This is a genomic window from Streptomyces sp. NPDC051561 (assembly GCF_044454195.1).
Classification (GTDB): Bacteria; Actinomycetota; Actinomycetes; order Streptomycetales; family Streptomycetaceae; genus Streptomyces.
Genome location: NZ_JBITDM010000036.1, coordinates 1,886 through 23,140, shown reverse-complemented (window position 1 = coordinate 23,140; position 21,255 = coordinate 1,886). Strand labels below are relative to the sequence as shown.

General features: G+C 68.4%; 20 protein-coding genes and 1 pseudogene. 7 read left to right on the top strand and 14 right to left on the bottom strand.

Annotation, left to right across the window (positions count from 1 at the left end):
* Positions 1–170: 170 nt before the first annotated feature.
* From menC to ACIA73_RS39335, 4 genes are read right to left on the bottom strand one after another with little or no spacing between them, the layout of a single operon-like run.
* Entirely contained in the window at positions 171–1,271 is a 1,101-nt protein-coding gene (gene menC / locus ACIA73_RS39350; RefSeq protein ID WP_399443790.1) for an o-succinylbenzoate synthase, read from the bottom strand.
* A 29-nt stretch (positions 1,272–1,300) separates the two neighbouring features.
* Entirely contained in the window at positions 1,301–2,086 is a 786-nt protein-coding gene (locus ACIA73_RS39345; protein ID WP_399443789.1) for a GNAT family N-acetyltransferase, read from the bottom strand.
* Positions 2,083–3,174 (bottom strand): M20 family metallopeptidase, encoded by a 1,092-nt coding sequence (locus ACIA73_RS39340; RefSeq protein WP_399443808.1) that lies wholly within the window; start codon positions 3,172–3,174, stop codon positions 2,083–2,085. The genes ACIA73_RS39345 and ACIA73_RS39340 overlap by 4 nt, the downstream gene beginning before the upstream one ends.
* Positions 3,175–3,221: 47 nt before the next feature.
* On the bottom strand, positions 3,222–4,259 hold the full coding sequence (locus ACIA73_RS39335; protein WP_399443788.1) for a dipeptidase: 1,038 nt from the start codon (positions 4,257–4,259) through the stop codon (positions 3,222–3,224).
* A 281-nt stretch (positions 4,260–4,540) separates the two neighbouring features.
* On the opposite strand from ACIA73_RS39335, the gene ACIA73_RS39330 reads away from it, so the two are divergent.
* Positions 4,541–5,323: an aspartate/glutamate racemase family protein gene (locus ACIA73_RS39330; RefSeq protein WP_399443787.1), complete on the top strand. Its 783-nt coding sequence runs from the start codon at positions 4,541–4,543 to the stop codon at positions 5,321–5,323.
* Between the two features lie 8 nt (positions 5,324–5,331).
* On the opposite strand, the gene ACIA73_RS39325 is transcribed toward ACIA73_RS39330, so the two are convergent.
* The 4 genes from ACIA73_RS39325 to ACIA73_RS39310 form a co-directional block, all read right to left on the bottom strand.
* Positions 5,332–5,688: a hypothetical protein gene (locus tag ACIA73_RS39325; RefSeq protein WP_399443786.1), complete on the bottom strand. Its 357-nt coding sequence runs from the start codon at positions 5,686–5,688 to the stop codon at positions 5,332–5,334.
* Between the two features lie 206 nt (positions 5,689–5,894).
* Complete coding sequence (locus ACIA73_RS39320; RefSeq protein ID WP_399443785.1) at positions 5,895–6,590, bottom strand: hypothetical protein; 696 nt, start codon at positions 6,588–6,590, stop codon at positions 5,895–5,897.
* Between the two features lie 283 nt (positions 6,591–6,873).
* The gene (locus ACIA73_RS39315; protein WP_399443784.1) at positions 6,874–7,491 is read right to left on the bottom strand and encodes a TniQ family protein; all 618 of its coding nucleotides are present in this window, start codon (positions 7,489–7,491) and stop codon (positions 6,874–6,876) included.
* A 17-nt stretch (positions 7,492–7,508) separates the two neighbouring features.
* A complete protein-coding gene (locus tag ACIA73_RS39310; RefSeq protein WP_399443783.1) occupies positions 7,509–8,087 on the bottom strand; it encodes a hypothetical protein in 579 nt (192 codons plus the stop codon).
* A gap of 598 nt (positions 8,088–8,685) precedes the next feature.
* Between ACIA73_RS39310 and ACIA73_RS39305 the strand changes: the two genes are divergently transcribed.
* Positions 8,686–9,705 (top strand): pentapeptide repeat-containing protein, encoded by a 1,020-nt coding sequence (locus tag ACIA73_RS39305; RefSeq protein ID WP_399443782.1) that lies wholly within the window; start codon positions 8,686–8,688, stop codon positions 9,703–9,705.
* 165 nt (positions 9,706–9,870) lie between these two features.
* On the opposite strand, the gene ACIA73_RS39300 is transcribed toward ACIA73_RS39305, so the two are convergent.
* Positions 9,871–10,719: a hypothetical protein gene (locus tag ACIA73_RS39300; RefSeq protein WP_399443781.1), complete on the bottom strand. Its 849-nt coding sequence runs from the start codon at positions 10,717–10,719 to the stop codon at positions 9,871–9,873.
* Positions 10,720–11,228: 509 nt separating this feature from the next.
* Here ACIA73_RS39300 and ACIA73_RS39295 point away from each other — a divergent pair.
* Positions 11,229–11,372, top strand: a complete 144-nt coding sequence (locus tag ACIA73_RS39295) for a hypothetical protein (RefSeq protein WP_399443780.1) — start codon at positions 11,229–11,231, stop codon at positions 11,370–11,372.
* Between the two features lie 280 nt (positions 11,373–11,652).
* Here ACIA73_RS39295 and ACIA73_RS39290 read toward each other — a convergent pair whose 3' ends face one another.
* The 4 genes from ACIA73_RS39290 to ACIA73_RS39275 are packed head-to-tail and all read right to left on the bottom strand — an operon-like array spanning position 11,653 to position 14,713.
* On the bottom strand, positions 11,653–12,768 hold the full coding sequence (locus ACIA73_RS39290; protein ID WP_399443779.1) for a hypothetical protein: 1,116 nt from the start codon (positions 12,766–12,768) through the stop codon (positions 11,653–11,655).
* Positions 12,769–12,788: 20 nt separating this feature from the next.
* A complete protein-coding gene (locus ACIA73_RS39285) occupies positions 12,789–13,196 on the bottom strand; it encodes a VOC family protein (RefSeq protein ID WP_399443807.1) in 408 nt (135 codons plus the stop codon).
* 8 nt (positions 13,197–13,204) lie between these two features.
* Entirely contained in the window at positions 13,205–14,458 is a 1,254-nt protein-coding gene (locus tag ACIA73_RS39280) for an IS256 family transposase (RefSeq protein ID WP_399443778.1), read from the bottom strand.
* A gap of 36 nt (positions 14,459–14,494) precedes the next feature.
* The gene (locus tag ACIA73_RS39275) at positions 14,495–14,713 is read right to left on the bottom strand and encodes a hypothetical protein (protein ID WP_399443777.1); all 219 of its coding nucleotides are present in this window, start codon (positions 14,711–14,713) and stop codon (positions 14,495–14,497) included.
* 1,283 nt (positions 14,714–15,996) lie between these two features.
* Between ACIA73_RS39275 and ACIA73_RS39270 the strand changes: the two genes are divergently transcribed.
* Genes ACIA73_RS39270 through ACIA73_RS39260 form a run of 3 tightly spaced genes read left to right on the top strand, consistent with a single transcriptional unit; the run spans position 15,997 to position 18,987 of the window.
* The gene (locus ACIA73_RS39270; protein ID WP_399443776.1) at positions 15,997–16,590 is read left to right on the top strand and encodes a hypothetical protein; all 594 of its coding nucleotides are present in this window, start codon (positions 15,997–15,999) and stop codon (positions 16,588–16,590) included.
* A gap of 2 nt (positions 16,591–16,592) precedes the next feature.
* Entirely contained in the window at positions 16,593–18,146 is a 1,554-nt protein-coding gene (locus ACIA73_RS39265; RefSeq protein WP_399443775.1) for a class I adenylate-forming enzyme family protein, read from the top strand.
* Positions 18,130–18,987 carry an SDR family NAD(P)-dependent oxidoreductase gene (locus tag ACIA73_RS39260; RefSeq protein ID WP_399443774.1) on the top strand — a complete coding sequence of 286 codons (858 nt, stop codon included), beginning with the start codon at positions 18,130–18,132 and terminating at the stop codon, positions 18,985–18,987. The genes ACIA73_RS39265 and ACIA73_RS39260 overlap by 17 nt, the downstream gene beginning before the upstream one ends.
* A gap of 666 nt (positions 18,988–19,653) precedes the next feature.
* Here the strand turns inward: ACIA73_RS39260 and ACIA73_RS39255 are convergent.
* Positions 19,654–19,740, bottom strand: a pseudogene (locus ACIA73_RS39255) (transcriptional regulator); the annotation flags it as partial.
* Positions 19,741–20,214: 474 nt separating this feature from the next.
* On the opposite strand from ACIA73_RS39255, the gene ACIA73_RS39250 reads away from it, so the two are divergent.
* Positions 20,215–21,255: SH3 domain-containing protein (locus tag ACIA73_RS39250; protein WP_399443773.1), on the top strand; the 1,041-nt coding region annotated here is incomplete at its 3' end.

The window sequence follows — 21,255 nt, the reverse complement described above, 5'->3', positions numbered from 1 at the left end:
TTTCGTCATGTCCGCACAGATTCCCGTGCAGCGTGGGACACTTAGGGCACCCCCCCGGGGGGGGGGGGGGGGGGGGCGGCGGGGCGGGGGGGGGGGCGCGCCGGCCCGCCCCCCCCCCCCCCCCCCCCCCCCCCCCCCCCACTTCCCCGCAGTAGTGCAGTGCGTGGTTTCTAGAGCTGGATCCACTCGCTGGACGTCGTCACTTCTTCCAGGAAGTCGGTGACCGGCTCCACGCCCAGGCCCGCCCCTGTCGGGACGTCGAGGTGTCCGTCGTGGAGCTCGAACGGCGCGGTGATGTCGGTGGCGAAGTAGCGGCTGGAGCCCGACGTGTCGCCGGGCAGGGTGAACCCGGGCAGTGCGGCCAGGGCCACGTTGGCGGCCCGGCCGATGCCGGTCTCCAGCATGCCGCCGCACCACACCGGGACGCCGTGGGCCACACACACGTCGTGGATGGCCTTGGCCTCCAGGTAGCCGCCGACCCGACCGGGCTTGATGTTGATGACGGAGGCCGCACCCAGGGTGATCGCTGCTGCGGCGTCCTCGGCGGACTCGATCGACTCGTCCAGACAGACGGGCGTTCGCAGCTGGCGGGCCAGCGCGGCGTGCTGGACGAGGTCGTCGTCGGCGAGCGGCTGCTCGATCAGAAGCAGGTCGAAGGCGTCCAGCTTGGCCAGCTGACGGGCGTCGGCAAGGGTGTACGCGGCGTTGGCGTCGACCTGGAGGAGCAGGTCGTCGCCGAAGCGTTCGCGCACCGCCCGCACTGGTGCCACGTCCCAGCCCGGCTCGATCTTCAGCTTGATGCGTACGTAGCCCTCGTCGATGAATCCGCCAACGGAGTCCAGGAGTTGAGGGATCGAGTCCATGATGCCGACCGACACCCCGCACGGGACCCGGTCGCGGTCGGCACCGAGGTACGCGCCGAACGACTGCCCCGATGCCCGCAGCTGGGCATCGAGCACGGCTGTCTCCAGGGCGGCCTTGGCCATCTTGTGCCCCTTGAAGGGCTGCAAAGCCCGCTTGACCGCGTACGCATCCACCGCATCGGGCAGGGCGGGAATCAGGAAGCGGCGCAGGACGTCGGCTGCTCCGTCGACGTACTCGGAGCAGTAGCGGGGCTCGGACATCGCGACGCACTCGCCCCAGCCCTCGCTCTCCGGGGTGACGACGCGGACGAGCAGAACATCGCGTGCGGTTTCCACACCGAAGGAGGTACGGAACGGTGCCTTCAGCGGCATCGCGATCCGGCGCAGTTCAATTCCGGTGATTTTCATGGGTGAGTCAGCTCCAGAAGAGAGTGGGGTCAGGCAGTGGTGGCGCGTTCGACCACGTAAGCGGCGCGCTGGTGGAAGCCGGTGACGCGGGCGCCCTCAGCGAGCAGGCCGCCCAGCACCTCGCGCATCGCCAGACGCCACTCCTTCGCCGCCCCCGGGTCGGTGCGGCGCATTCCCTCGATGTCGGGCGGAACCTCGACAAGGAGGGTGGACGCGTCCTGGCTGCCGAGGGCCGGCCGGCCCTCGCGTACAGCCAGCGCTGTGACGGCGTCGGCAGGCAGGGGCGCAGCGTGCGGCGCACCCGCCGCGGCCGAGACGGCTACGGGGTGGGACAAGTCCCAGGCGCAGAGAGCCCGGTCGGTGTCGTCGCCGCCATTGATCGCGTCGTCCATCGCTCCGTAGAAGCAGGGCAGGTATTCGACCGGGCGGGCGCCGAGCTTGGTCAGGTTGAAGTGGGCATTGCGGCGCACCAGGGGGTCGTACGTCCAGGTGATCCGGGAGAGCCCGCGGGCCAGGGCCCAGTCGCGCTGGTGGAACTTGAGAGCAAGACCTGCGGCATGGCCGGGAAGCGCGCCGGTGACGTGCGAATGAAGCACCTGTCCGACCGGTGCGGCGAAGAACGCGACCGACGCACCGGTCAGCCGGCCGTCCGTACTGGCTCCGGCCACGTAGTTCCCGGCGTGCGAGAGGGCGCGCATCTGCTCCACGCCCATGGGAGAGGCTCCCGGCTCAGCACCCCAGATCTGCTCGAAGAGCGCGCTGACTTTCTCCAGTTCACCGAGCTCGTGCAGCTCCCGTATGACCAGGGCGCTCATCGGAGCACCTCGGCAACGAGCGCGGCAAGGAGCCGGGTGCGTGGGAGCATCTCGGAGACGATCACGTGCTCGTGATCGGCGTGTGCGCCCCCGCCGACGGCTCCGAGACCGTCCAGGGTCGGGCAGCCCAGCCCCGCGGTGAAGTTCCCGTCGGACGCCCCGCCCACCGATGCCGACGCCAGCGGCTGAAGGCCCTGCCGCTGAGCGAGCGCCGCCGCCCTGCGGAACAGACCGGCGGACGATGTCTCTTCCAGCGGGGGACGGTTGGGGCCTCCCCGTACCTCCAGGCGTGCCCCCGGCACGGTGGTCCGCAGCGCGTGCAGCGCCGCGTCCACGTGGGCCTGGGCAGCGAGGGTCGGCACCCGGACGTCGACGCTCACCGTCGCTTGCGCCGGAACCGTGTTGGTCGCCGATCCGGCGGTCACTACGGTCGGTGTCACCGTGGTGCACCAGCTTTCGGACGTCCCGGCGTTGACGTCCATGGCCACCTCGTTCAGGCAGAGGGTGAGGTGCGCGGCTTCGATCGCGGCGTTGACGCCCTTCTCGGGTTCGAGGCCGGAGTGGGCCGCCTTGCCGTGCACCACCAGCTCGTAGGCGGAGGTGCCCTTACGGCCGGTTTTCAGCGCCCCGCCGTCGGCGGACGCCTCCAGCACGAACGTCGCCACGCACTTCCTGGCGGTTTCCTCGATCAGCGCACGAGAGGTGTCCGAGCCGACCTCCTCGTCCCCTGTCACCAGCACGCAGACACCCTCCAGGGAGGGCAGCGAGGCCAGTGCGTGGAACATCTGCACCAGCCCCGCCTTCATGTCGAAGACGCCGGGACCGCGCGCGATGCCATCCGTCACAGACCAGGGGCGGGTGTGGAGCGAGCCCATCGGCCACACGGTGTCGTGGTGACCAAGGAGTAGCACGCGCGGAGCCCCGAACGTCCACCGCAGGTGCGTGACGCCGTCGACGACGATGCGCTCCGGCTCCATCCCCAGGTATCGGGCGCCCATCGAGGCCACTACCTGGGCACTGCGCGCGACAGCATCCAGATCAGCAGAGAAGGACTCGCAGACCACCAGCTCCTCCAGATCGGCGAGCATCGCGGAGAGCTGCCCCGGTGCCGGCTGCTGCGTTGCGCCGGTGCTGTTCATCGGCCCCTGCCCAGCTCGGCGCGGAAGACGCGCTGCACGTTGCCGCCCAGGACGGCGCGGATGCTGTCCTCGTCCAGTCCGCGCTTGACCATTGCCTCGGTCAGTGCGGGCAGCTCGGCCGGTCCGTCCAGTCCGGGCAAGGAGGCGTCCAGTGCCACTCCCGTGTAGTCGTTGCCGTCGCAGCACGGCGGTATGACGTCGGCGGCCACTTCCTTCAGGAAGTCCGGGCCGATGCCCACGTGCTCGATGCCGACCAGCGCTGCGATGTACTCGATGTGGTCGACGATCCGGTCGATGGTCTGCGACTCCCGGTCGTCGGCCAGGAAGTCCGGTACGAAGTTGACGCAGATGACTCCACCGGTCGCCGCCACCCCGCGGATCTGCTCGTCGCTGAGGTTGCGGTGGTGGTCGCACAGCGCGCGGGCCGCCGAATGCGAGGCGATCAGCGGACGGGTCGCCAGCTCCAGCACATGCGCCACGCCGCTCGCCCCGAGGTGGGAAATGTCGAAAACGATCCCCAGGCGCTCCAGTTCACCCAGCGCCGCCACACCCTCGATGGTGAGCCTGCTGCCCGTGGCGTCCTCGCCGCTCCCGTCGGCGAGCGGCGAGCGGCCCCAGTGAGCGATCGAGGCGATCCGCACGCCGAGGCGATGCAGGGTACGGAACAGTTCCACGTCCGCATCGACACCGGGTGCGCTCTCCAGCGCGAGCACCAGGGCAATCCTGTCCTGGGCGAGCGCGGCGTCGATGTCGTCGCCGTCCAGGCACAGCTGGACATGGTCGGCGTTGCCCTCAGCGAGAGCATGAGCGCACTCGATCATCCGCAGAGTGCGGCGCAGAGCGCCCTCGGGCCGGAACTGGTCGTCCACGAAGACAGGCAGCACCTGAATGTTCACCCCGCCTTCGAGGAGCTGCGGAAGCCACCGCTCGCGGAAGAACTCCGCCCACCGGTGCGGAGGCCGCTCCACCACCGACATGAGCAGGTCGTTGTGCGTGTCGGCGACGACCGCGCGGCCGTGCAGATCCAGGGTCACCTTCGGCTCCTTACGAGAGACATGCTCCCGACGCTATGAGAGACAAACCGAAGACAGTTCGTCGCAGAGACCCAAGAAAGTGAACTTGATCCGTACCGGGTGACAACACCGGTCGCCGCTTGTCCGCCGCGGCCCCACGCGGAACCGGACTGGTGCCACCGCACCGGTCGAACCACTCCCTTTTGTTTCGACCGACGAAGTCGCATCCCCCACGGCACCGAAGACTTGCCCCCATGCATCCGACACCGACGGCCATACCAGCAGCGACACCCCCGAAGGGCTTGCCCACAGGCGAGAACCGGGCAAGGGCGCACTCGCGCGCCCCGCACTCGCCGGCCGCGCTGCTGGGAGTCCTTGGAGGCATGGGCCCCCTGGCCACCGCTCACTTCTACCGCTGCCTGATCGAACGGACCCCCGCCGGCCGCGACCAGGAACACCTCCCCGTCGCCATCTGGGCAGACCCCACCGTCCCCGACCGCACCGATGCCCTGCTGGGACAAGGCCCCTCCCCGCTCCAGGCGATGCTGACCGGCCTGTCCTGGCTCGCCCAGGCCGGCGCCACCTGCGTGGCGATTCCCTGCAACACCGCCCACGCCTATCGCAATGCCCTGCGTGACCACACCGACCTCGAGGTGCTCGACATGGTCTCGATCGCCTTGCGAGCCTGTCAGGCCCGGAAACCGTCCCTGCGGAATGTGGGCATCCTCGCCACCGAAGGCACCCGGCAAGCACGCCTGTACGAGACTGCCGCAGACCGACTCGGCCTGCGCATCACCCACGTCACCCAAACCACCCAGACACAGCACGTGAACAGCGCCATCACGGCCGTCAAACAGGGGCATCAACTCACCCCCGCCCGAGCCCACATCACCGCCGCCGCTGCCGAACTCCACGACGCGGGCGCGGACATAGTCATTGCCGCCTGCACAGAGATCCCCTTGGCTTCGGACGAAGCACAGAAGATCCTGCCGGTCCTCGACTCGACCGCTGCCTTGGCCGAGCACGCACTCACCGTGCTCATGCCGGACGTCCAGCAGGTTGGGCAGGCCGACCCGCACCTGTAGCCGAGCGCTCAGTTCCTCCTCGGCTGGCCCGGGTAGGACCCGGCGGGCCGAAGCTGGGTGCCGGATCTCAGGAGTGCGAGCCGGACCGCGGCCAGGCTGGTCCCTTCACGGTCGGCAATGGTCTGCAGGGACAGATGGTTTTGCTCGTACCAGGTGCGCCACTGGTGGACGCGGGTCGCGGTGTGCTGGGTGCGCTGGAAACGGGGCGGGCTCCAGTCGAAGGGGTGCTGGGACAGCAGGTAGATGACGTGGGCGGTGGTGGTCTTCAGGGTGCGGGCGAGCTGGGCGATGGAGAAGTCCCCGACGGGTACTACCCGGTGCAGCTCGGTAGCGGTGATGCTGTCCGGGTCCGGCCCGGGGAGCACGAGCCGGTCCAGGACACGGCCGGGCAGCTGCGGCGTCCACTGGAGTGGCTCATCGACGTGGTGCTCGTCAAGGACTGTGCGCGCCGTATGGCGCAGGAGTTCGGCTTCGACGGGCAGGAGTCGCCAGCGGAAGCGCTGGTAGTGCTGGCGTTGCAGGGCGGTGGCGGGTGCGACGTCGGGGTGGGCGAGGCGGGGCGGGGACCCGGTCAGGGCCTGGAAGATCCAGCGCTGGGCATGCGAGGCACCCGGCCTGATGTTCGAGCGCAGGCTGCGCTGCAGATCGTCCCAGGCCCGAGGGTCAAGGAAGCGGGCGCGGGTGGTGAACAGGGCCCGTCGGCGTGCGTAGTCGATGGGTGAGCCGTGCGTGTCGAGCGGTTGGCCAGCAGGATGAGCGCGTGCAGGACGTCGGTGCAGTCGTCGTGGCGGGTGAGGTCGGCCAGGAGGGTGGACACGTTGTGGTTACTGACAGTGGTGCCAGTCAGCTGCTTCACGGCGGCGGTGGGGGTGGTGCTACCGGCGAGCAGGCAGGCGACCGTGAGAATTTCGTCCGCGCGCCGGGCCACCGGCCTGCCGTTGGGGTGGCGGAGTGAGAGCCGCAGGTCCCAGGCGGGCCACAGGGCAGTTGGCACCCCGGAGGCTCGGGCGTCCCGGTTGGCTGGAGGGTGGGTGGAGTGGGCGGTGGTACGGCGGCGGAGCCGGGTGACCGGCAGGAGCCGCAGCTCCCGGCTGCACCGCAGGGCCGCCTCCAGTACGGGGGAGGCGCTTCCGCCGAGCCCGGACAGTGCGCCGGCGTAGAGGGGCCGGCCGGTGGCGGCGACCCGGTCGGTGAGCCACTCCACCGCCTGGCCCGCACTGCGGATGCTGTCGGCGCGCAGGACGGGTAGCGCAGCGGTGACGGCCACGGCGGTCGCGGCCGCGTCGGCGGGGCGTAGTAGCTGTGCACGTCGAGGCGCTGGCTGTCCGGTCCGCGCTGCGACCTGGCGGGTAGCGGGTTGGCTCGGTAGCGCTGCATGTGCTCCAGGACGTCCGCCGGAGCTGCCGTGCGCAGGTCGTCGGCGGTTGCGTGGTTGAGGATCAGCGTGGCCAGGCACTTGGTGTCCTGCAGCACTACCCCCAACGGTGCCCCGGCCGCCCCGTACAGCGGCCAGTTCACGGTGCGGTCCGGATGGGCGAGCAGGGAGTTGATCAGGCTCTGTGTCTCCTCCAGCCGGCCGCCGGGGGCGATCGCGGTGACCGGGGCTGCGGCCAGGGGTGGTGGCAGCGGCGACGGCGGGGCCCGCCGCCCTGGGCCGGGCTCGCGCAGAGTCCCGGGCAGGGCGTTTCACTGCGGGGGTGGGTGATGAAGCGGGGGATGCGGCTGCAGGAGGGGCAGCGGTCGGCGAGCAGGACGTGGTGGCGGGTACAGGCGAAGGACCAGCCCAGGCGCCACGTCAGCGGCCAGCGTCCGTTGCTGTCGGCCAGGCAGGCGGGGCAGAACCGGGAGCCCGTACGTCCCCATAGCGACTGCCGGTGCACGCGCCGCCGTTCGGGGTCGATCACCACTGCATGGTGGTCGAAGGGCTGCAGTGTCATCGCTGCGAGAACGTCTTGGGGTACGCCTGTGACCTGGTGGATGGCGGTAAGTTCTTCGGGGGTGACCAGGGTGGTCCAGTGCCGGGTGAAGGCGTTCGGCGGGTCGTGGTCGTTGTACGGGAGATCGAGCGCATGGAGCACGTCGCCGAGACGGCAGTGGAGCCGGTGAGCGAGGTACTCCAGCCAGGAGTCCAGGGCCTCGCCCGGGTTGGGCGGGTACCGGATCGGCAAGGTCCTTCGCGCGGCCGTCACCCTGCGGTCCGCGTGCCACGGGGCCGGCTGGTCGCCTTCCCCGATTGCAGGGCGTAGGCGAGCTCTTGGCGGGCCTGTTCGGCGGCCGCATCGTTCTTGACGTGGTCGAGGAGGTCGGGGGTGAGGCGTTCGGTGCCGGTGCGCTGGGCGCGCTGGCAGCCGCGGTTGACCAGCGTCATCAGGGAGCCGATGTGCCCGGTGCTGCGGGCGAAGAGGTAGTCGGACAGGTCGTCGGCGAGCATGCCGGGAAAGCTGTCGGCCAGCAGGATGCGCTGTTCCAGGGCCAGGAGCAGCTGCCGCCAGTGGCGGCGGCCCGCTTCGGTGTCGATGGTGAAGGGCGGCATGTCCAGGCGGGTGGTGCGCCGCGCGGTCTGGGCCAGGACCGTTTCCCCAGGAGTCTCGCCCTCGCTGAACAGGCCCTTGTCCGCGAGCCCCACGCCGACCTTCAGGAGGGTGACGGGGAACTCGTTGGCGATCCACTTGAGGTGGTTGCTGACCTCGATGCCGCTGGTCCTGTGCCACTTGAGGAAGTGCAGGTCGTCCAGGATCAGAAGGCGGACCTCGCAGGACAGCACACAGTCCAGAGCCTGCAGTCCGAGCTGGGCAGCCGTCGGTGAGAGGCACTGCCTGCGGAGAGCGTGCTGGCGCGTCCAGACGCAGCATCTGCGGGGCTGGGGCACCGCGGGGCGGGGTTACTGACAAGGCGTTCGCCGCAGAACAGTAGGCCAAGGTCGCAGAACGTGAGTGCCTGAGGCAGTACCTACTGAGCTCTTCAGTGTGATGTCGGGTGGTGACAGGTCCTGTTCCCTGCGATACACCGGAACTACGCGGCATGCGCCAGGAGGGGGCGGGTCGGCGGGCCGACCGCCGAGAGGCAGAAGTTTCGTGAGGGCGCCCGGTGGGAGCGGGGGAGCGGTTTGCCCGCACCAAGAAATCTTCGGTGGTCGTGAAGGATCTGTAGGTGGCTGCCATCACCTCTCTCCTCCCCCAACCGAAAGGTGTGGAGTGAAGATGCTACTCGGCAGCTCCTTCCCCCAGTGTCGGTCGATGTGAAAGCGGTGGGGGATGGCTAGGCGTACGAGACAGGCACGAGCTCTGCCCGGACATCCTCCACGCGAACAAGAGCGTCAAAGGAAACGCATTACTGTCCCGTCACGGCCAATTACTGTCATTGTGATCTGCGGCAGCCTGCTGCTGGTCACCTTTGTAACCGTGGCGGCCCCCAGATACTTGCTGAGCTGGGATGCTCCCGGCACGCCCGTCTCACTTCAGGCCAAGGCCATAAATGACATTCGCACCACGTTGCTGCAGGGCCTGGCCGGAATCGCTTTGCTGGTCGGTGCCTTCTTCAGCTGGCGACAACTAAAAGTCAGCAACCAAACGCAGATCACCCAGCGATTCACGGCCGCTGTGGAGCAACTGGGCAGCACGAGCCCAGAAGTGCGGCTTGGAGCGATCTTCGCACTGGAACGCATCGCCGACGACTCTCCTTACGATCGCGTGACCATCGCGGAGGTGCTCTGTGCTTTTGTCCAACGCAGCGGGCCTGCCGATCCGCCCTCGGCAAGGCCAGCGGCACGGAATCCGGCTCACAAGCGCGAACTTGCCCTCATGCACCGTGCCGCGGACTCCTTGTCCGTCCGCTGCACCGACCGTCAAGCGGCCATGACAGTCCTCAGCCGTCGAGTTCTTGTGCCGAATCGGCACGTATTGGGACTGGCCCGGACCGATCTGCGAGGCGCGAGACTGGTTTTCGCAGATCTTAAGGACGCCGACCTGCACTACAGCGACCTCTCGGACGTAAATCTCGAGAGCGCAGACCTCAGAGGCGCAGATCTAACCGGCATCTGGCTGGCAGGGTCATCCCTCCGCCTTGCGCGACTGCGCCAGGCAGACCTGAGGTCTGCGATCTTGTGGCATGCGCGGCTAGAAGAGGCTGACCTGAGGGCGACAGACTTGAGCGGTGCCGATCTGACGGGGGCCGTCCTCAACGGCGCGCGCCTGGACCAGGCCGACCTGCGCGGCGCCGATCTGACGGGGACAGAAGCCTCGGGTGCCAGCCTGACAGGAGCGGTCGCCGACGCTTCTACGGTCTGGCCCGGCGGCTTTGACGCTGCAGCCGCCGGAGTAGTAGCCGCTGGTGACGGTGCGCCACCGCCCCGCCCGCAGACCTGGTATGACCTGCCGAGATAGGAGCTCAGGGCGGACGACACCGGCGGTTCCCCCTGGCCGATCCGCTCCTGCACGGTGTGTGCGTCGTGGCCGGTGCAGTCGCGGCCGACGGGTCCGGCTCGGGGCCCCTGCAACCGACGGCCCCGGCCACTCGGAGTATGCCCAGGCGAGCAGGGCACGGCGGCGCTACATGTGCCACGAGGCGATGTCTGCGCGCATGGCGAGCAGGGTCTCCAGGCGTAGATCCAGGTACCGGCGCGTCAATTCGAGAAACGGCTCGCCGTCGACAAGGGATCCGGCGCTGACGGCGTCGCGCATCTCGCGGACCGCGCTACTGCACTTCCCGGCCGGATCGACCACAGTCCGTGGGGCGAGAAGTTCCACCTCGTGGCGAGACGCGTAGCAGTGCGTGTAGGCCGTGCGTGCCTGCCGGTACCTCTCGCTTTCTTCAAGACCGCCCGTGGCGGCGATGTTGCGTAGGTCGCTGCCGGCCTGAGCGTGGGATGCGAGGAACCTGGCGTAGAGCTCCCGTCGTGTTCTGTGCCAGTCGGCAATCGTCTCTCGTTGTGTCCTCCGGCGCTCCACCAGGAGCGCCGATCCCATTGCGATGACTGCGCCGACGAGTGCGGCCAGTAGCGATATCCAGGTCACTTCTGAACAGTAGGACGCATTCACGGCTGTCAGCCCCCGGCTGCCGTCTAATTGCCGCCCTATCCCCGACGCAGGGACGCCGCGAGCTGCCCCCAGCGGGGTGGTGAGGATGCTCAGGGCGACGACGTCGTTCGTGGGGCGGTCGGGCGTGGTGGTGTCGTTCTTGGGCAGGGGTGAGTGGCTGCGGACGTAGGCGGAGATGACCTGAACGACGGTGGGTGCGTCGCGGGTGGAGTCCTGGGCGATGCGCTGCAGCGCGTACAGGCCGCCGAGCCGTACTTCCTCGTTGTCGTCGCCGAGGTTGGTCACCTCCGCGGTGTAGCGGTCGGTGACCTGCCCGTCCCGGGTCAGAAGCTGCTCATTTCTGATCTGCCGGACGGTCACCAGCGCAACTCCGCCCACCAGCAGTGTGGAGACACCCCCAAAGTGCCCAGCGTGTACATCACCGCACGAACTTAGACTGCTGGCATGCTGGATGGCGGCCCTTCAGGTAGGCCATTCTCCGCAGATACGCCGACCGACCGGTGGTGCCGCACACGCTGTGGAGAAAAAGGATCCAGGAACCGCCCCGAGAACCCAGCGCTCACGCAGTTCATCCCGCGAGCCTGTGCGCGCCAGAGGTCGGATGGTGTGCGGACCAGGACAACGCATGACGCACGGCAATATCCACGCGCAGAAGGCGCGCTACCGGTCCCGCTGCACCGGCCTCGGGCATGCCAAGGGCGTACGGGCGTGCCCTCTCCGACACATCCCGCAGGTTGACCAAGCCGAACGCGGCCTCGGTATAGCGGGCGTCGTACCACGAAGAGCTCCTTGCCGGGCAGCTCCTCGATGGACCACTTCTTCCTCTTGCGCTTCGGGTCGGGCGGGCCGGCGACCACTCCTCTCCATAGTTGATCGCCCGCTCTTTCCATGCCGAGACGGACGCCAGCGATCCCGGCAATCGAGTATTTGTCCAGCTGGACCCGGGCGGCACCGAGCAGTACACCCGCGCAGCGCACCTGGTTCCCTTCCTGCGGCCGGAAGACCAGATCTGAGGGCTTCGGCACTCGCATGCCGCAGGTTCGCGAGCACAGGAGCCCTGACTCGCGCTGGGGCACTGTCTGCCCGCGCTCGGCGAGCGCGCCGCCGACCGCATCACCTACCGTGATGCGATGGCAAGGGCGGCCCCAGCGACCACGACTGGCAGGTCCGCATGCGCGCCCGTTCGTTATGAACGCGCTGCCTGCCCGGAACGCACCGCGAAACTGCCTAGGCAGGGGGCCGCTCCGAGCCCGATACAGCAGTGGCGCGGCGGGTGCCGGGATTCGGACGGCCCTACGTCCGCAAGGCCACTGCGATGAGCTCGTGGATACTCGAGACGTGGCAGAGGTCGCCCACCGGCTGTGCGGCCGAGGAACCGACCGGCACGTACGGGACGAAGGGCATTACGACCAGGCCTTTGAGCGTGCATCCGTCAGGCAGAACCACCCCGAGCGCGGATGGAAGCCGACGGATCCTTTCGAGGCAGCCATTCCACTGCTCGCTCGCCGCCATCGCCTTGCGCGAAATTCTCCTGACGGCGTCGTAGGCACCGACCGCGTAGTCTGGCCCGGCTTGGAAAGCCTTCACGCTGACCAGCCACAGAGTTCCTGCGTGGAAGGCGACGGCGTCGATGTCCGTGATCACGTTGCCGTTCTCGTCCTTGACCTTCTTGCCGATCAGCAAGCGCAGCGCGCCGGTCGGTTTCCAGGGCGTGGTGTCGATCGCCGCCTGCACGGCGGCTTCGAACGAGCTGCCCCATTCGTTTGCCGCGGCCCCTTCCCTGGCCCGTTCGAAGCTGCGCATCAGCAGCGCGGTGGCGCCAGCGAGATCGACGACGAAGTAGCGTCCGACGGGCAGCACCACCTGCTCGCGGGTCAGCAGCGTGATTACTCCGCGAACTGACGCGCCCTCACGCCAGGATGAGCCGATCAGTTCGGGCAGTGCCGGACCGTCCTTCAAGCGAGCGATGAACCAGTCGCGCGGGCAGCGCAGATAGCCGTACTGGGACCATTCTCCGGGAACGGACTTCCAGGTTGCTCCGCGATCCGCGAGATAGGCCCAAGCCGCAGAAAGGACCGCGGCGGCGGCCTGGGTCTCCAGGGTCAGACCGACGCCGCTGGAGAAGGCCGCGGGCGCGAGGTCCTCGATGTTCGTGCCGAGCGGGAACACTGGGCCGTATTTCTGAAGCAGTCGTGCGACGTCATCGCGTGAGACGAGGTCTTGGCCGCGCAGGTCCGCCCAGGTGATGATGTTCACAGATTCGCGGCGGTCCGTAACCAGGTTCGGGAACGAGCCCAGGTAGTTACCGTGGCCTCCGGCGAAGTTCAGTCGGCCGTCGTAGAGCCAGATCGCACGCTCAACGGTGTCGTCCGTGTCGGCGACCTCCGGAATCAAGAGAGTAATCGTCAATACCTGTGGATCAGTTGATCTCACATTCGTTCGGGTGGGCTGATCGCAACGAGTTCGACCTCGAAGCCGTCGTCGTTCTCCAGGTAGGCGGCGTAGTGCTGTTCGCCGCCGACGTGCGGGTGCAGTTCGGGGAACATCAGGCGCCAGCCGTGCTGGGCGGACTCGACGACCAGCTTCTCGACAGCAGCGGCGTCCTCGACGTGGAACGCGAGGTGGTTCAGACCGGGGCGATGGCGGTCGTGTCGGTCGGCGGTGAGGGCCGGAGACTGTTCGAGGACGAGGTAGGTCGGCCGAAGCAGCCAGCTGCGGCCGGTGGCCCAACTCTGGGAGATGGTGTAGTTCAGCGTCGCCAGCAGCCAGCCGAGCGAGGCGAGTGCGCGGTCGAGGTCGGGCACCCAGATCTCGACGTGGTGCAACGCTCCATGCATCGGCCGGTTCACGCGGCCACCGCCTCAGGGCGCTCGACGAGGTGGCCGCGTTCGAAGTGGGCTCCTGCCCGGACGAGGGCAACGAGGTGGGGTGAGTTCACGGCCCGCCAGCGGGCCTGGGCGGACTCGACGAGCTTGAACACCATCGCGAGCGCGGCAGCACGGCTGCCTGCGCCTTTGGTGACCTTGGTCCGCAGGCGAACGGTCGCGAAGGTCGATTCGATGGGGTTCGTGGTCCGCAGGTGGATCCAGTGTTCTGCGGGGAAGTCGTAGAACGCCAGCAACTCGTCCTCGTCGTCGACGATCTTCTTGACGGCCTTGGGGAACTTCGCGCCGTACTGCCTGGCGAACGCCTTGACGGCCTGGGCTGCGTGCTCGCGGTCTTCCGCGTTGTAGATGTCCTGGATGGCCTTCTTCGCCGCAGGCTGGGCCGACTTGGGAAGGCTGTCCAATACATTCGCGGTTTTGTGAACCCAGCACCTTTGGTGGCGGGTGGTGGGGAACACCTCGTTGAGCGCGTTCCAGAAGCCGAGGGCGCCGTCGCCCACCGCGAGGACGGGAGCCCGCATTCCGCGCCGGACGGCATCACGCAGCAGGTTCGCCCAGGACTCGGACGATTCGCGGTAGCCGTCGGCCATGGCGATGAGTTCCTTGGTGCCGTCCGCGCGCACGCCCATCAACACCAGGACGGCGGCCTTGCCCTGCTCCAGGCGGATCTTCAGATGGATGCCGTCGGCCCACACGTAGACGTAGTCGCTGGCCGACAGGTCGCGCTCGTTGAAGGCGGTGTGGTCGGCCTGCCACTGCTGAGTGAGGCGGGTGACGGTGGCGGGCGAGAGGCCGGCTGAGCTGCCGAGGAACTGCTCGAGTGCGGGCACGAAGTCGCCCGAGGACAGACCGTGCAGGTAGAGCAGCGGCAGCACCTCGCTGATCTTGGGGGACTTGCGGCACCAGGGCGGCAGTATCGCCGACGCAAACCGTTTGCGCTCCCCAGTGGTCTCCTCGATGCGCTTGTCGTTGACCCGAGGGGCCTTTACCTCGACGGCTCCCGCGGCGGTGGTGACCTGGCGCGGCTGGTGGTAGCCATTGCGGACGACCATGCGGCGGCCGGTCTCGTCGCGCTCACCGGCCAATTCGGTTATGTAGGCGTTGACTTCGGCCTCCAGCGTGGCGGCCAACATCCGCCGGGCACCCTCGCGGACGATCTCGTCGATCAGGGAGCCGTTCGGGGTGCTGCTATCGGCATTGACTACGCTGAGCACGGGCGTGCCTTCCCGACCGACGTTCGCAGCGTCGGCCTACTCGGTGACCTTCAATCGATCACTCGGGAAGGTACGCCCTTCGCGTCCAACCCGAGCCCGATCCACAGGTACTGAGCATTGCTCCCCCGTCGCGCCGAGATGGTCAACGACCTCGGCCAGGGTTCGCAGCCGCACGTCAGGGCTGATGGTGCATCCTCGCTCGGCGAGCAATGGCCGCACCTCGCCGATCGCCCGGGTGACAGTCGACCGGTCCACGCCGAACCAGCAGGCCAGCAGGCCAGCACATCATGAGTCACCCCATGGCGAAGGTGCACCAGCGTGGCCAGGAGCCGGTCGACGAAGACCATGCGGTGCTTCGCACCGGCGCCCACGGCACGCTTCCGCGGCCGGGATGCAAGCCTGGCCCGGTGCCGTTCATGCCACAACGGTCCTACCTCAGCCACGAGTTCAGCGATCACAGCGGCTGACAGACCCGTGATCCTCCGGTCGCTGATGATCGCTGTGCGCGTCACGTTCCCCACCACGCAACCATGATCGACGATCCAGAGCTCGACGTCTCACCGCTAACCGTGCACGAGCTCGTTAGAAAACAATCGGCTGCAGAAACGAAAATGCATCCCCAGCACCACTCCTGTGGGTGACCTGGCGTGAACGACCCGTGCACGATCCACACCGGCATTCAGCCCTGAAGGCATGGGGCGACAGGTCACGAGAGGGGCGCGGCCGGTATTGCACGGGGGCTGGTGCCGCCGGTGACTTCTCCTTGCGCGGGCACCTGCCTGGCACCTGCCTCTCGCTCCTGCAGGCTGCTGCGGATCGTGGCACACCACCAACGACCCATTCGTGCGCCTCTGGCAGGAGCGTGGATACCGACTCCTCGGCCCGGCCCGAGAGCAGATGGACCGGTGGCCGCGGTCGGAACACAGAGGTGTGAGGCGCCAGCCTCTCCAGTTGCGAGTGCAGGCGCGTTGCGGCCCGCCAAGGCTCCGGCGCATTCCCGTGTGGCCTGGCTGCGCTGTGTACCACCGGCCGATCGGGGGTGTTTCGAGTATCAGGGGGTTCCTTCCCTGTGGGGCGGGGAGGCGCAGATTACCGAAAGGACCCCTCTGCGATTAGCAGTGAATGAGCAAGGGGCATCCGCACCGCAGATCAGAATGATTCCCAATGCGCAATTCACCTAGCCTTTCCCTCCATGGCATTTTGCTGCCCGGCGTGCGGGACCGAGCCCCAGCTCTGGGAGCGCTCACCACCCGATTGGGTGCTGCCGGGTTCTTTCACCGACCGGCCCCGCAGGGACCCGCACATGCGCGCCCGCCAGGCTTTTCTACTGGTAGTACCCTTGGCGCACTTTGCTTCTTGCCAAGTTCTCATTCATCAGGCATATGCAAGAGGACGCGGCGGATTGCGGTGACCGCGGTCGGCCGTGACGCTTCGAATCAATTCCTGCCGACATTTCGGTCAGTGAATAGTCCATCCCCGTCGCAAAACGCCGGGCGTCTTTTCGTCCGGTGGCGCAGCCGGAAGGCGAAGGTGTTTGCATGAATCATCCAGCGGTCTCCGGAAACAGCGCGGCCCCGGCCGCCGAGCGTGCGGAGCGGGTCCTTCACCAGGCGACGGTGTTCGCTGCGCCGGAGGCCCGGATGCTGTTGTGCTCCGAGGGGCTGACCACCAGTCTCCTGCAGGCCATCGTGCGGAGTCCGCTGCTCCCACGGGGCCAGAGCGTGGAGATCGTCGCGGGCACGGATGTGCCGGCCCGGGCGCGCTCTGCCCTGGCGGGCGATGCTCAGGACCGCTACCTGCGCCGACGCCTGCTGCTGGTCACGTCCAGCGGTGTGATCGCCTCGTCCAACACCGTCCATGTCCGCTGCGGTACCGATCCCCTGGTGGAAGAACTCGCTGCCGACATGACCCGCCCCATCGGCTTCGCCCTGGCAGACGCCGGGGTGGAGACCCAGCGGCACATCCTCGACGTCGGGATCGCCCAGTGGCCCGCCGGCTCCGCGCACGACGAGTGCCTGAGCAAGTTCTACGCGCTGGAGGACCAGGGAGATCCGCTGATGTGCATCGAGGAACTGTTCAACCCGGACTTCGTCCGTCCCGACCACAAGCCGAGCACCCCCCTAGAGAGGTAGACATGTTCCGCCTGAGCCTGCTCAACGCCCTCACCGCCGGATCTCAGCAGGACGCCGTGGTCGACGACTGGGGGCAGTGCACCTACCAGGACCTGGACCACTGGTCCGGTCATCTCGCTGCGGCCATCGGACCGCAGAACGACGCGGCCGAAGCACACAGTGTCGCCATGCTCGCCCCCAACGGCGCCAGCTGGATCGCCGCCTACCTCGCAGCACTCAAAACGGGAGCAACCGTCACCCCGCTGAACATGCTGCTCACCACCGATGAGATCTCCCGCGCCCTGGGTCTCACGCGTCCGCGTCACTTGTTCACCGTGGCCGAACGGGCCGAGGAAATGACCGAACTGTGTTCCTCACTGCGGCTGTACACCGAAATCCACACCCTCGAACTCGCCCTGCCCCCGGCATACGCCCTCGCACCGGAAGCCGCCCCCGCAACGACAGCGGCTGCGGACGCCACGGGGCCCGACCAGCCGTGCCTGGTCATGCTCACCTCCGGCAGCACAGGTGCCGCCAAAGGCGTCGTCCAGACCGAACAGTCACTGCACCTGGCGACGGAACTCTGGCGCGGCCTGCACCGGGAACCCTCCGACGTCGTCGCGGTGACGTCCCCGCTGGCCCACACCTACGGGCACCTCGCCGCCATCAGCACCCTCCTCGGCGGAGCCCGGCTCGTCCTGACCTCATCCAACGACCCCGTCCGCTGGGTGCAGTTGATGCACGACCACAAGGTCACCGTCATCGAAGGCGTCCCGGCCCTGTACGACTCGCTGCTGGGCGTCCTGACCTCCCAGTCCACCAGCCTGCCTCATCTGCGGCGCTGCCTGACCGCCGGCCAGGCCGTCAGCGAAAAACACGGGGAGAGCTGGGCCAGGCACACCGGCCACGACTTGATCCAGAGCTGGGGCATGACCGAACTCTCCGGGCCCGGCCTCTGCGCGCCCGCCGACGGCTCCATGCCCGGAACGGCCGGAACACCCATGCCCGGCATCGAGATCCGCCTCACCGACCCGACCACCGAGGGCGAGGAAGCAGCCGCAGACACACCGGGAGAAATCTGGGTACGGGGCGCACAGGTCACCCCCGGCTACCAGGTCAGTTCCTGGGGCACCCAGCGCGCAACCGACACCGAAGGATGGCTGCACACAGGCGATCTGGCACTGCAGGACGAGCGCGGTGCCCTGCGTATCGTCGGGCGCAGCAAGGACACCATCGTCAGCGCCGGATACAACATCAACCCCACAGAAGTCGAGAACGCCCTGCGCACCCACCCCCTGGTGAAGGAGGCAGCCGTGATCGGCCGGGAGGACCCGAACCGGGGCGAAGTCCCGCACGCCCTCGTCATCCCCAGCTGCGGCGAACAGCCCGCAGCCGAAGACCTCGTCGAGCACTGCTCCGGCATCCTCGCCCGGTACAAGGTCCCGCGCACCGTCCACATCGTCACCAGCCTGCCGACCACACCCACAGGGAAACTCGACCGGCGGGCCCTGCGCCAGCAGCACACCCAGGCCGCACCCGTGAGCGAGGGAGATGAGGCCAATGTCCCGGCCCGGTAAAGACGACATCACCCCCGCCCGCGCCCCTTCGCCCGTGGTCCTGCTGACCGGCGCCACCGGCGGACTCGGCACCGCCGTCGCGGCTCAACTCGCGCGCCAGGGCTGCCGGGTGGGTTTGTGCGCCCGGAACGCGAGCGCTCTCGACGGTCTGGCGCAAGAACTTGAGGAGGCCGGGGCGCAGGTACTTCCGCTGCCCGCGGACGCCACGTCCCCGCAGGACGCGGCGGCAGCGGTGGAGCGGCTGGTGAAGCACTTCGGCCGCATCGACTGCCTGATCGACAACGCAGGTGTGGAAGGACCCGTCGGCCCCAGCTGGGAGGTCCCCCTCGACGCCTGGTGGCAGACCATGCACACCAACGTGATGAGCACGGTCGCCACCGTCCACGCCGTCATGGCCTGCTTCGTCCGTCAGCACAGTGGCCGCATCATCAGCATCAGCAGCGAGGCAGGACGCCACCGCTGGCCCAGCCTCTCCGCCTACTCCGTCTCCAAAGCGGCCGGAATCAAGTTCATCGAGAACCTGAGCCACGAGGCCAGGGCGCACGGTGTCACAGCCCTCAGCGTCCACCCCGGTATCGTCACCGCCGGACTCACCACCACAGCACTGCACGAACAACCGCCCAGCGTGTGGCATGCACGCCGCACCCAATGGCTTCAGGAACAACTGGACCAGGGCAAAGGGGTCGAGGCCGAACGAGCTGCCCGCGCGGTGGTGGCTGTCGCCCTCGGAGCGGCGGACCACCGCTCCGGCCAGTTCCTCACCCTCGACGACATCCCCGACACCCCACACCCAGGCCCACGCCTACCGGCAGGCCCGGGCAGCACACGCACCCAGACCTGAACGCCCCTCGTGGCGGCGTGCACAGCCACGTGGCCAGTGAGATACAGCGATACGTCCCCACTCTGAGGGTGGTCGTGCGCAGGTCGTGAAGCCGGGGCCACCTGATTTCCCAGGGTGCGGGACACGACGATCCGTCAAGGGCACCAAACGGGCGTCGCTGCGCGATGGGGCTTCGCCCCACCCTGGACCGAACGCCCTGCCCCCGAGGCTGGCCGGCTATCGATCGGCCCCGGCCATGCGGCGACCCCGGCCAACGTCCACACGTTGTTCTTCTGCGAGCCCTTGGTCGATGCCACAGTGCTGGTTCACCGCGGTACGTGCGCGCGACATCGGCGTCGGTGACGCGCTCGTCGTCCTCCGGCGCGGGAGCCAGTCGCTGATCTCCTCGCTCAACGAGCAGGCGAGATCCGCCGGGGTGGGAGAGGTCAGCGGAATGGTGAGGGGCACTGTGATCCTCCGGGGTGTCGTGGGCACTCCGTACGGGGCAACGTTCCGCGGCCGCGGTGGTCACCGCCGGAAGGGCAGGATCTTGGCGTCCGTTACGGCGGGCCTCGGGCGCGGGCGGCTGTGCGGCCCGGCGTGCGGTAACGGTGCCTGGGGTGGTCGTGTCCTCGTTGCGGTTCTCCACGATGTGCCTTCCGCATCTGGGAGGGATCGTGGTGAGGGTCAGGCGGCGAAGCCCACGTTGGTGACGTACTCGTACTGGCTCCAGTTGGAGCCGAGGTCGCCGATGACGTCGTCCCAGGCCGCTTCGGGGTGAGGCGTCATCCAGCGGTACGGAGCCGGACTCGGCGCGGGCGGGGGAGAGGCTTACGGAGCTTCCTCAGGGGACTTCGTAAAGGGTCCGCAGCCACATTTCTCGCGCCACGCGGTGAGTTCAGGGTGTTCCTGGGTGGCGCCTGCCTGCTGCGTGCGCCACCCCTGGCTGGGAGAGGTCGCCTACCCGGGCGGTAGGGCGGGCCCCGGCCAGGAACAGCCGGAGGGCGGAACGGGCAGAGGGCGGCGAGCACGGTCGGCGAGCACCACGAACGTTGCTGGACCCTTGCCACCCCACCCGCTTGGCGTGGCCCGTGAAGCACATGACTGCCCGGGCAGTCCATCGCAAGAAATGTTGGTCTGATCGGCTTACCTGAACAGCGTGGTGGCGCTACCTGCGGTGTTCAAAGATCAAAGGTGGCGCCCAGGTGCCGCGTTCACGGCATCTTTCTTCAGCTCTGAGGAGTTGCCGTGCTGTCTTCCCTCCACCGTGTGGGCATCCCTGTGCGCGCGGTCCAGGGCGCGGTCACGCTCGGCGTGTCCGCCGCGCTGATGGCCCCCGCCATTGCCCAGGCTGCCGCGTCCGATTCCGCGGCGACGTTCGCTGCCCGTCCGGTGGCGGGCAAGGTGACTTCCCGGATCGGGCAGTTCGTCCGGGCGACGCCCTCGACGTCGGCCCGGAAGCTGGGCGAGTACCGGCCCGGCGTCCGGGTCTCCCTCAAGTGCAAAGTCCGTGGCCAGAACGTGGCTGGCAATGCGATCTGGTACAAGCTCTACGACCGGACCGGATGGATGAGCGCCCGCTACGTCTCGAACGCAGCGCCCGTCATGTGGTGCCCCGGCTGGAACGCCCCCGTCAGCAAGGGGGAGAAGGGCGATCCCGGCCCCGCAGGCCCGGTGGGCCCGAAGGGTGACGCGGGCCCGGCCGGTCCGGCCGGGCCGCGGGGTCCTGAGGGTCCGCGGTCGAGTCCGGACAACTGGACGGACGCGGAGAAGGCCGAGATGAAGGGCGAGAAGGGCGAGCCCGGAACCCCGGGTGGCCCCAAGGGAGACAAGGGCGACACCGGAGCTGCGGGCCCCAAGGGCGACACCGGCCCGGCCGGCCCCCGGGGACCTGAGGGCCCCCGGTCGAGTCCGGACAACTGGACGGACACCGAAAAGGCAGAGATGAAGGGCGCAAAGGGCGAGAAGGGTGCCACTGGAGCCACTGGAGCCACTGGAGCCACTGGAGCCACTGGAGCCGTCGGGCCCAAGGGAGACCCGGGTGCGACGGGTGCCGACGGAGTGGCCGGCCCGAAGGGTGACACCGGCGCCGCGGGTCCGGCTGGGCCGAAGGGTGACACCGGAGTGGCGGGACCCGCCGGCCCGAAGGGTGACACCGGAGTGGCGGGTCCGGCTGGCCCGAAGGGTGACACCGGAGCCACTGGAGCCGTCGGGCCCAAGGGAGACCCGGGTGCGACGGGTGCCGACGGAGTGGCCGGCCCGAAGGGTGACACCGGCGCCGCGGGTCCG

What these genes read in the sequence shown, in the direction of transcription:
- menC (WP_399443790.1), bottom strand. Translation starts at nt 1,271, where the DNA reads ATGAAAATCACCGGAATTGAACTGCGCCGGATCGCGATGCCGCTGAAG.
- ACIA73_RS39345 (WP_399443789.1), bottom strand. Translation starts at nt 2,086, where the DNA reads ATGAGCGCCCTGGTCATACGGGAGCTGCACGAGCTCGGTGAACTGGAG.
- ACIA73_RS39340 (WP_399443808.1), bottom strand. Translation starts at nt 3,174, where the DNA reads ATGCTCGCCGATCTGGAGGAGCTGGTGGTCTGCGAGTCCTTCTCTGCT.
- ACIA73_RS39285 (WP_399443807.1), bottom strand. Translation starts at nt 13,196, where the DNA reads ATGCATGGAGCGTTGCACCACGTCGAGATCTGGGTGCCCGACCTCGAC.
- ACIA73_RS39270 (WP_399443776.1), top strand. Translation starts at nt 15,997, where the DNA reads ATGAATCATCCAGCGGTCTCCGGAAACAGCGCGGCCCCGGCCGCCGAG.
- ACIA73_RS39265 (WP_399443775.1), top strand. Translation starts at nt 16,593, where the DNA reads ATGTTCCGCCTGAGCCTGCTCAACGCCCTCACCGCCGGATCTCAGCAG.
- ACIA73_RS39260 (WP_399443774.1), top strand. Translation starts at nt 18,130, where the DNA reads ATGTCCCGGCCCGGTAAAGACGACATCACCCCCGCCCGCGCCCCTTCG.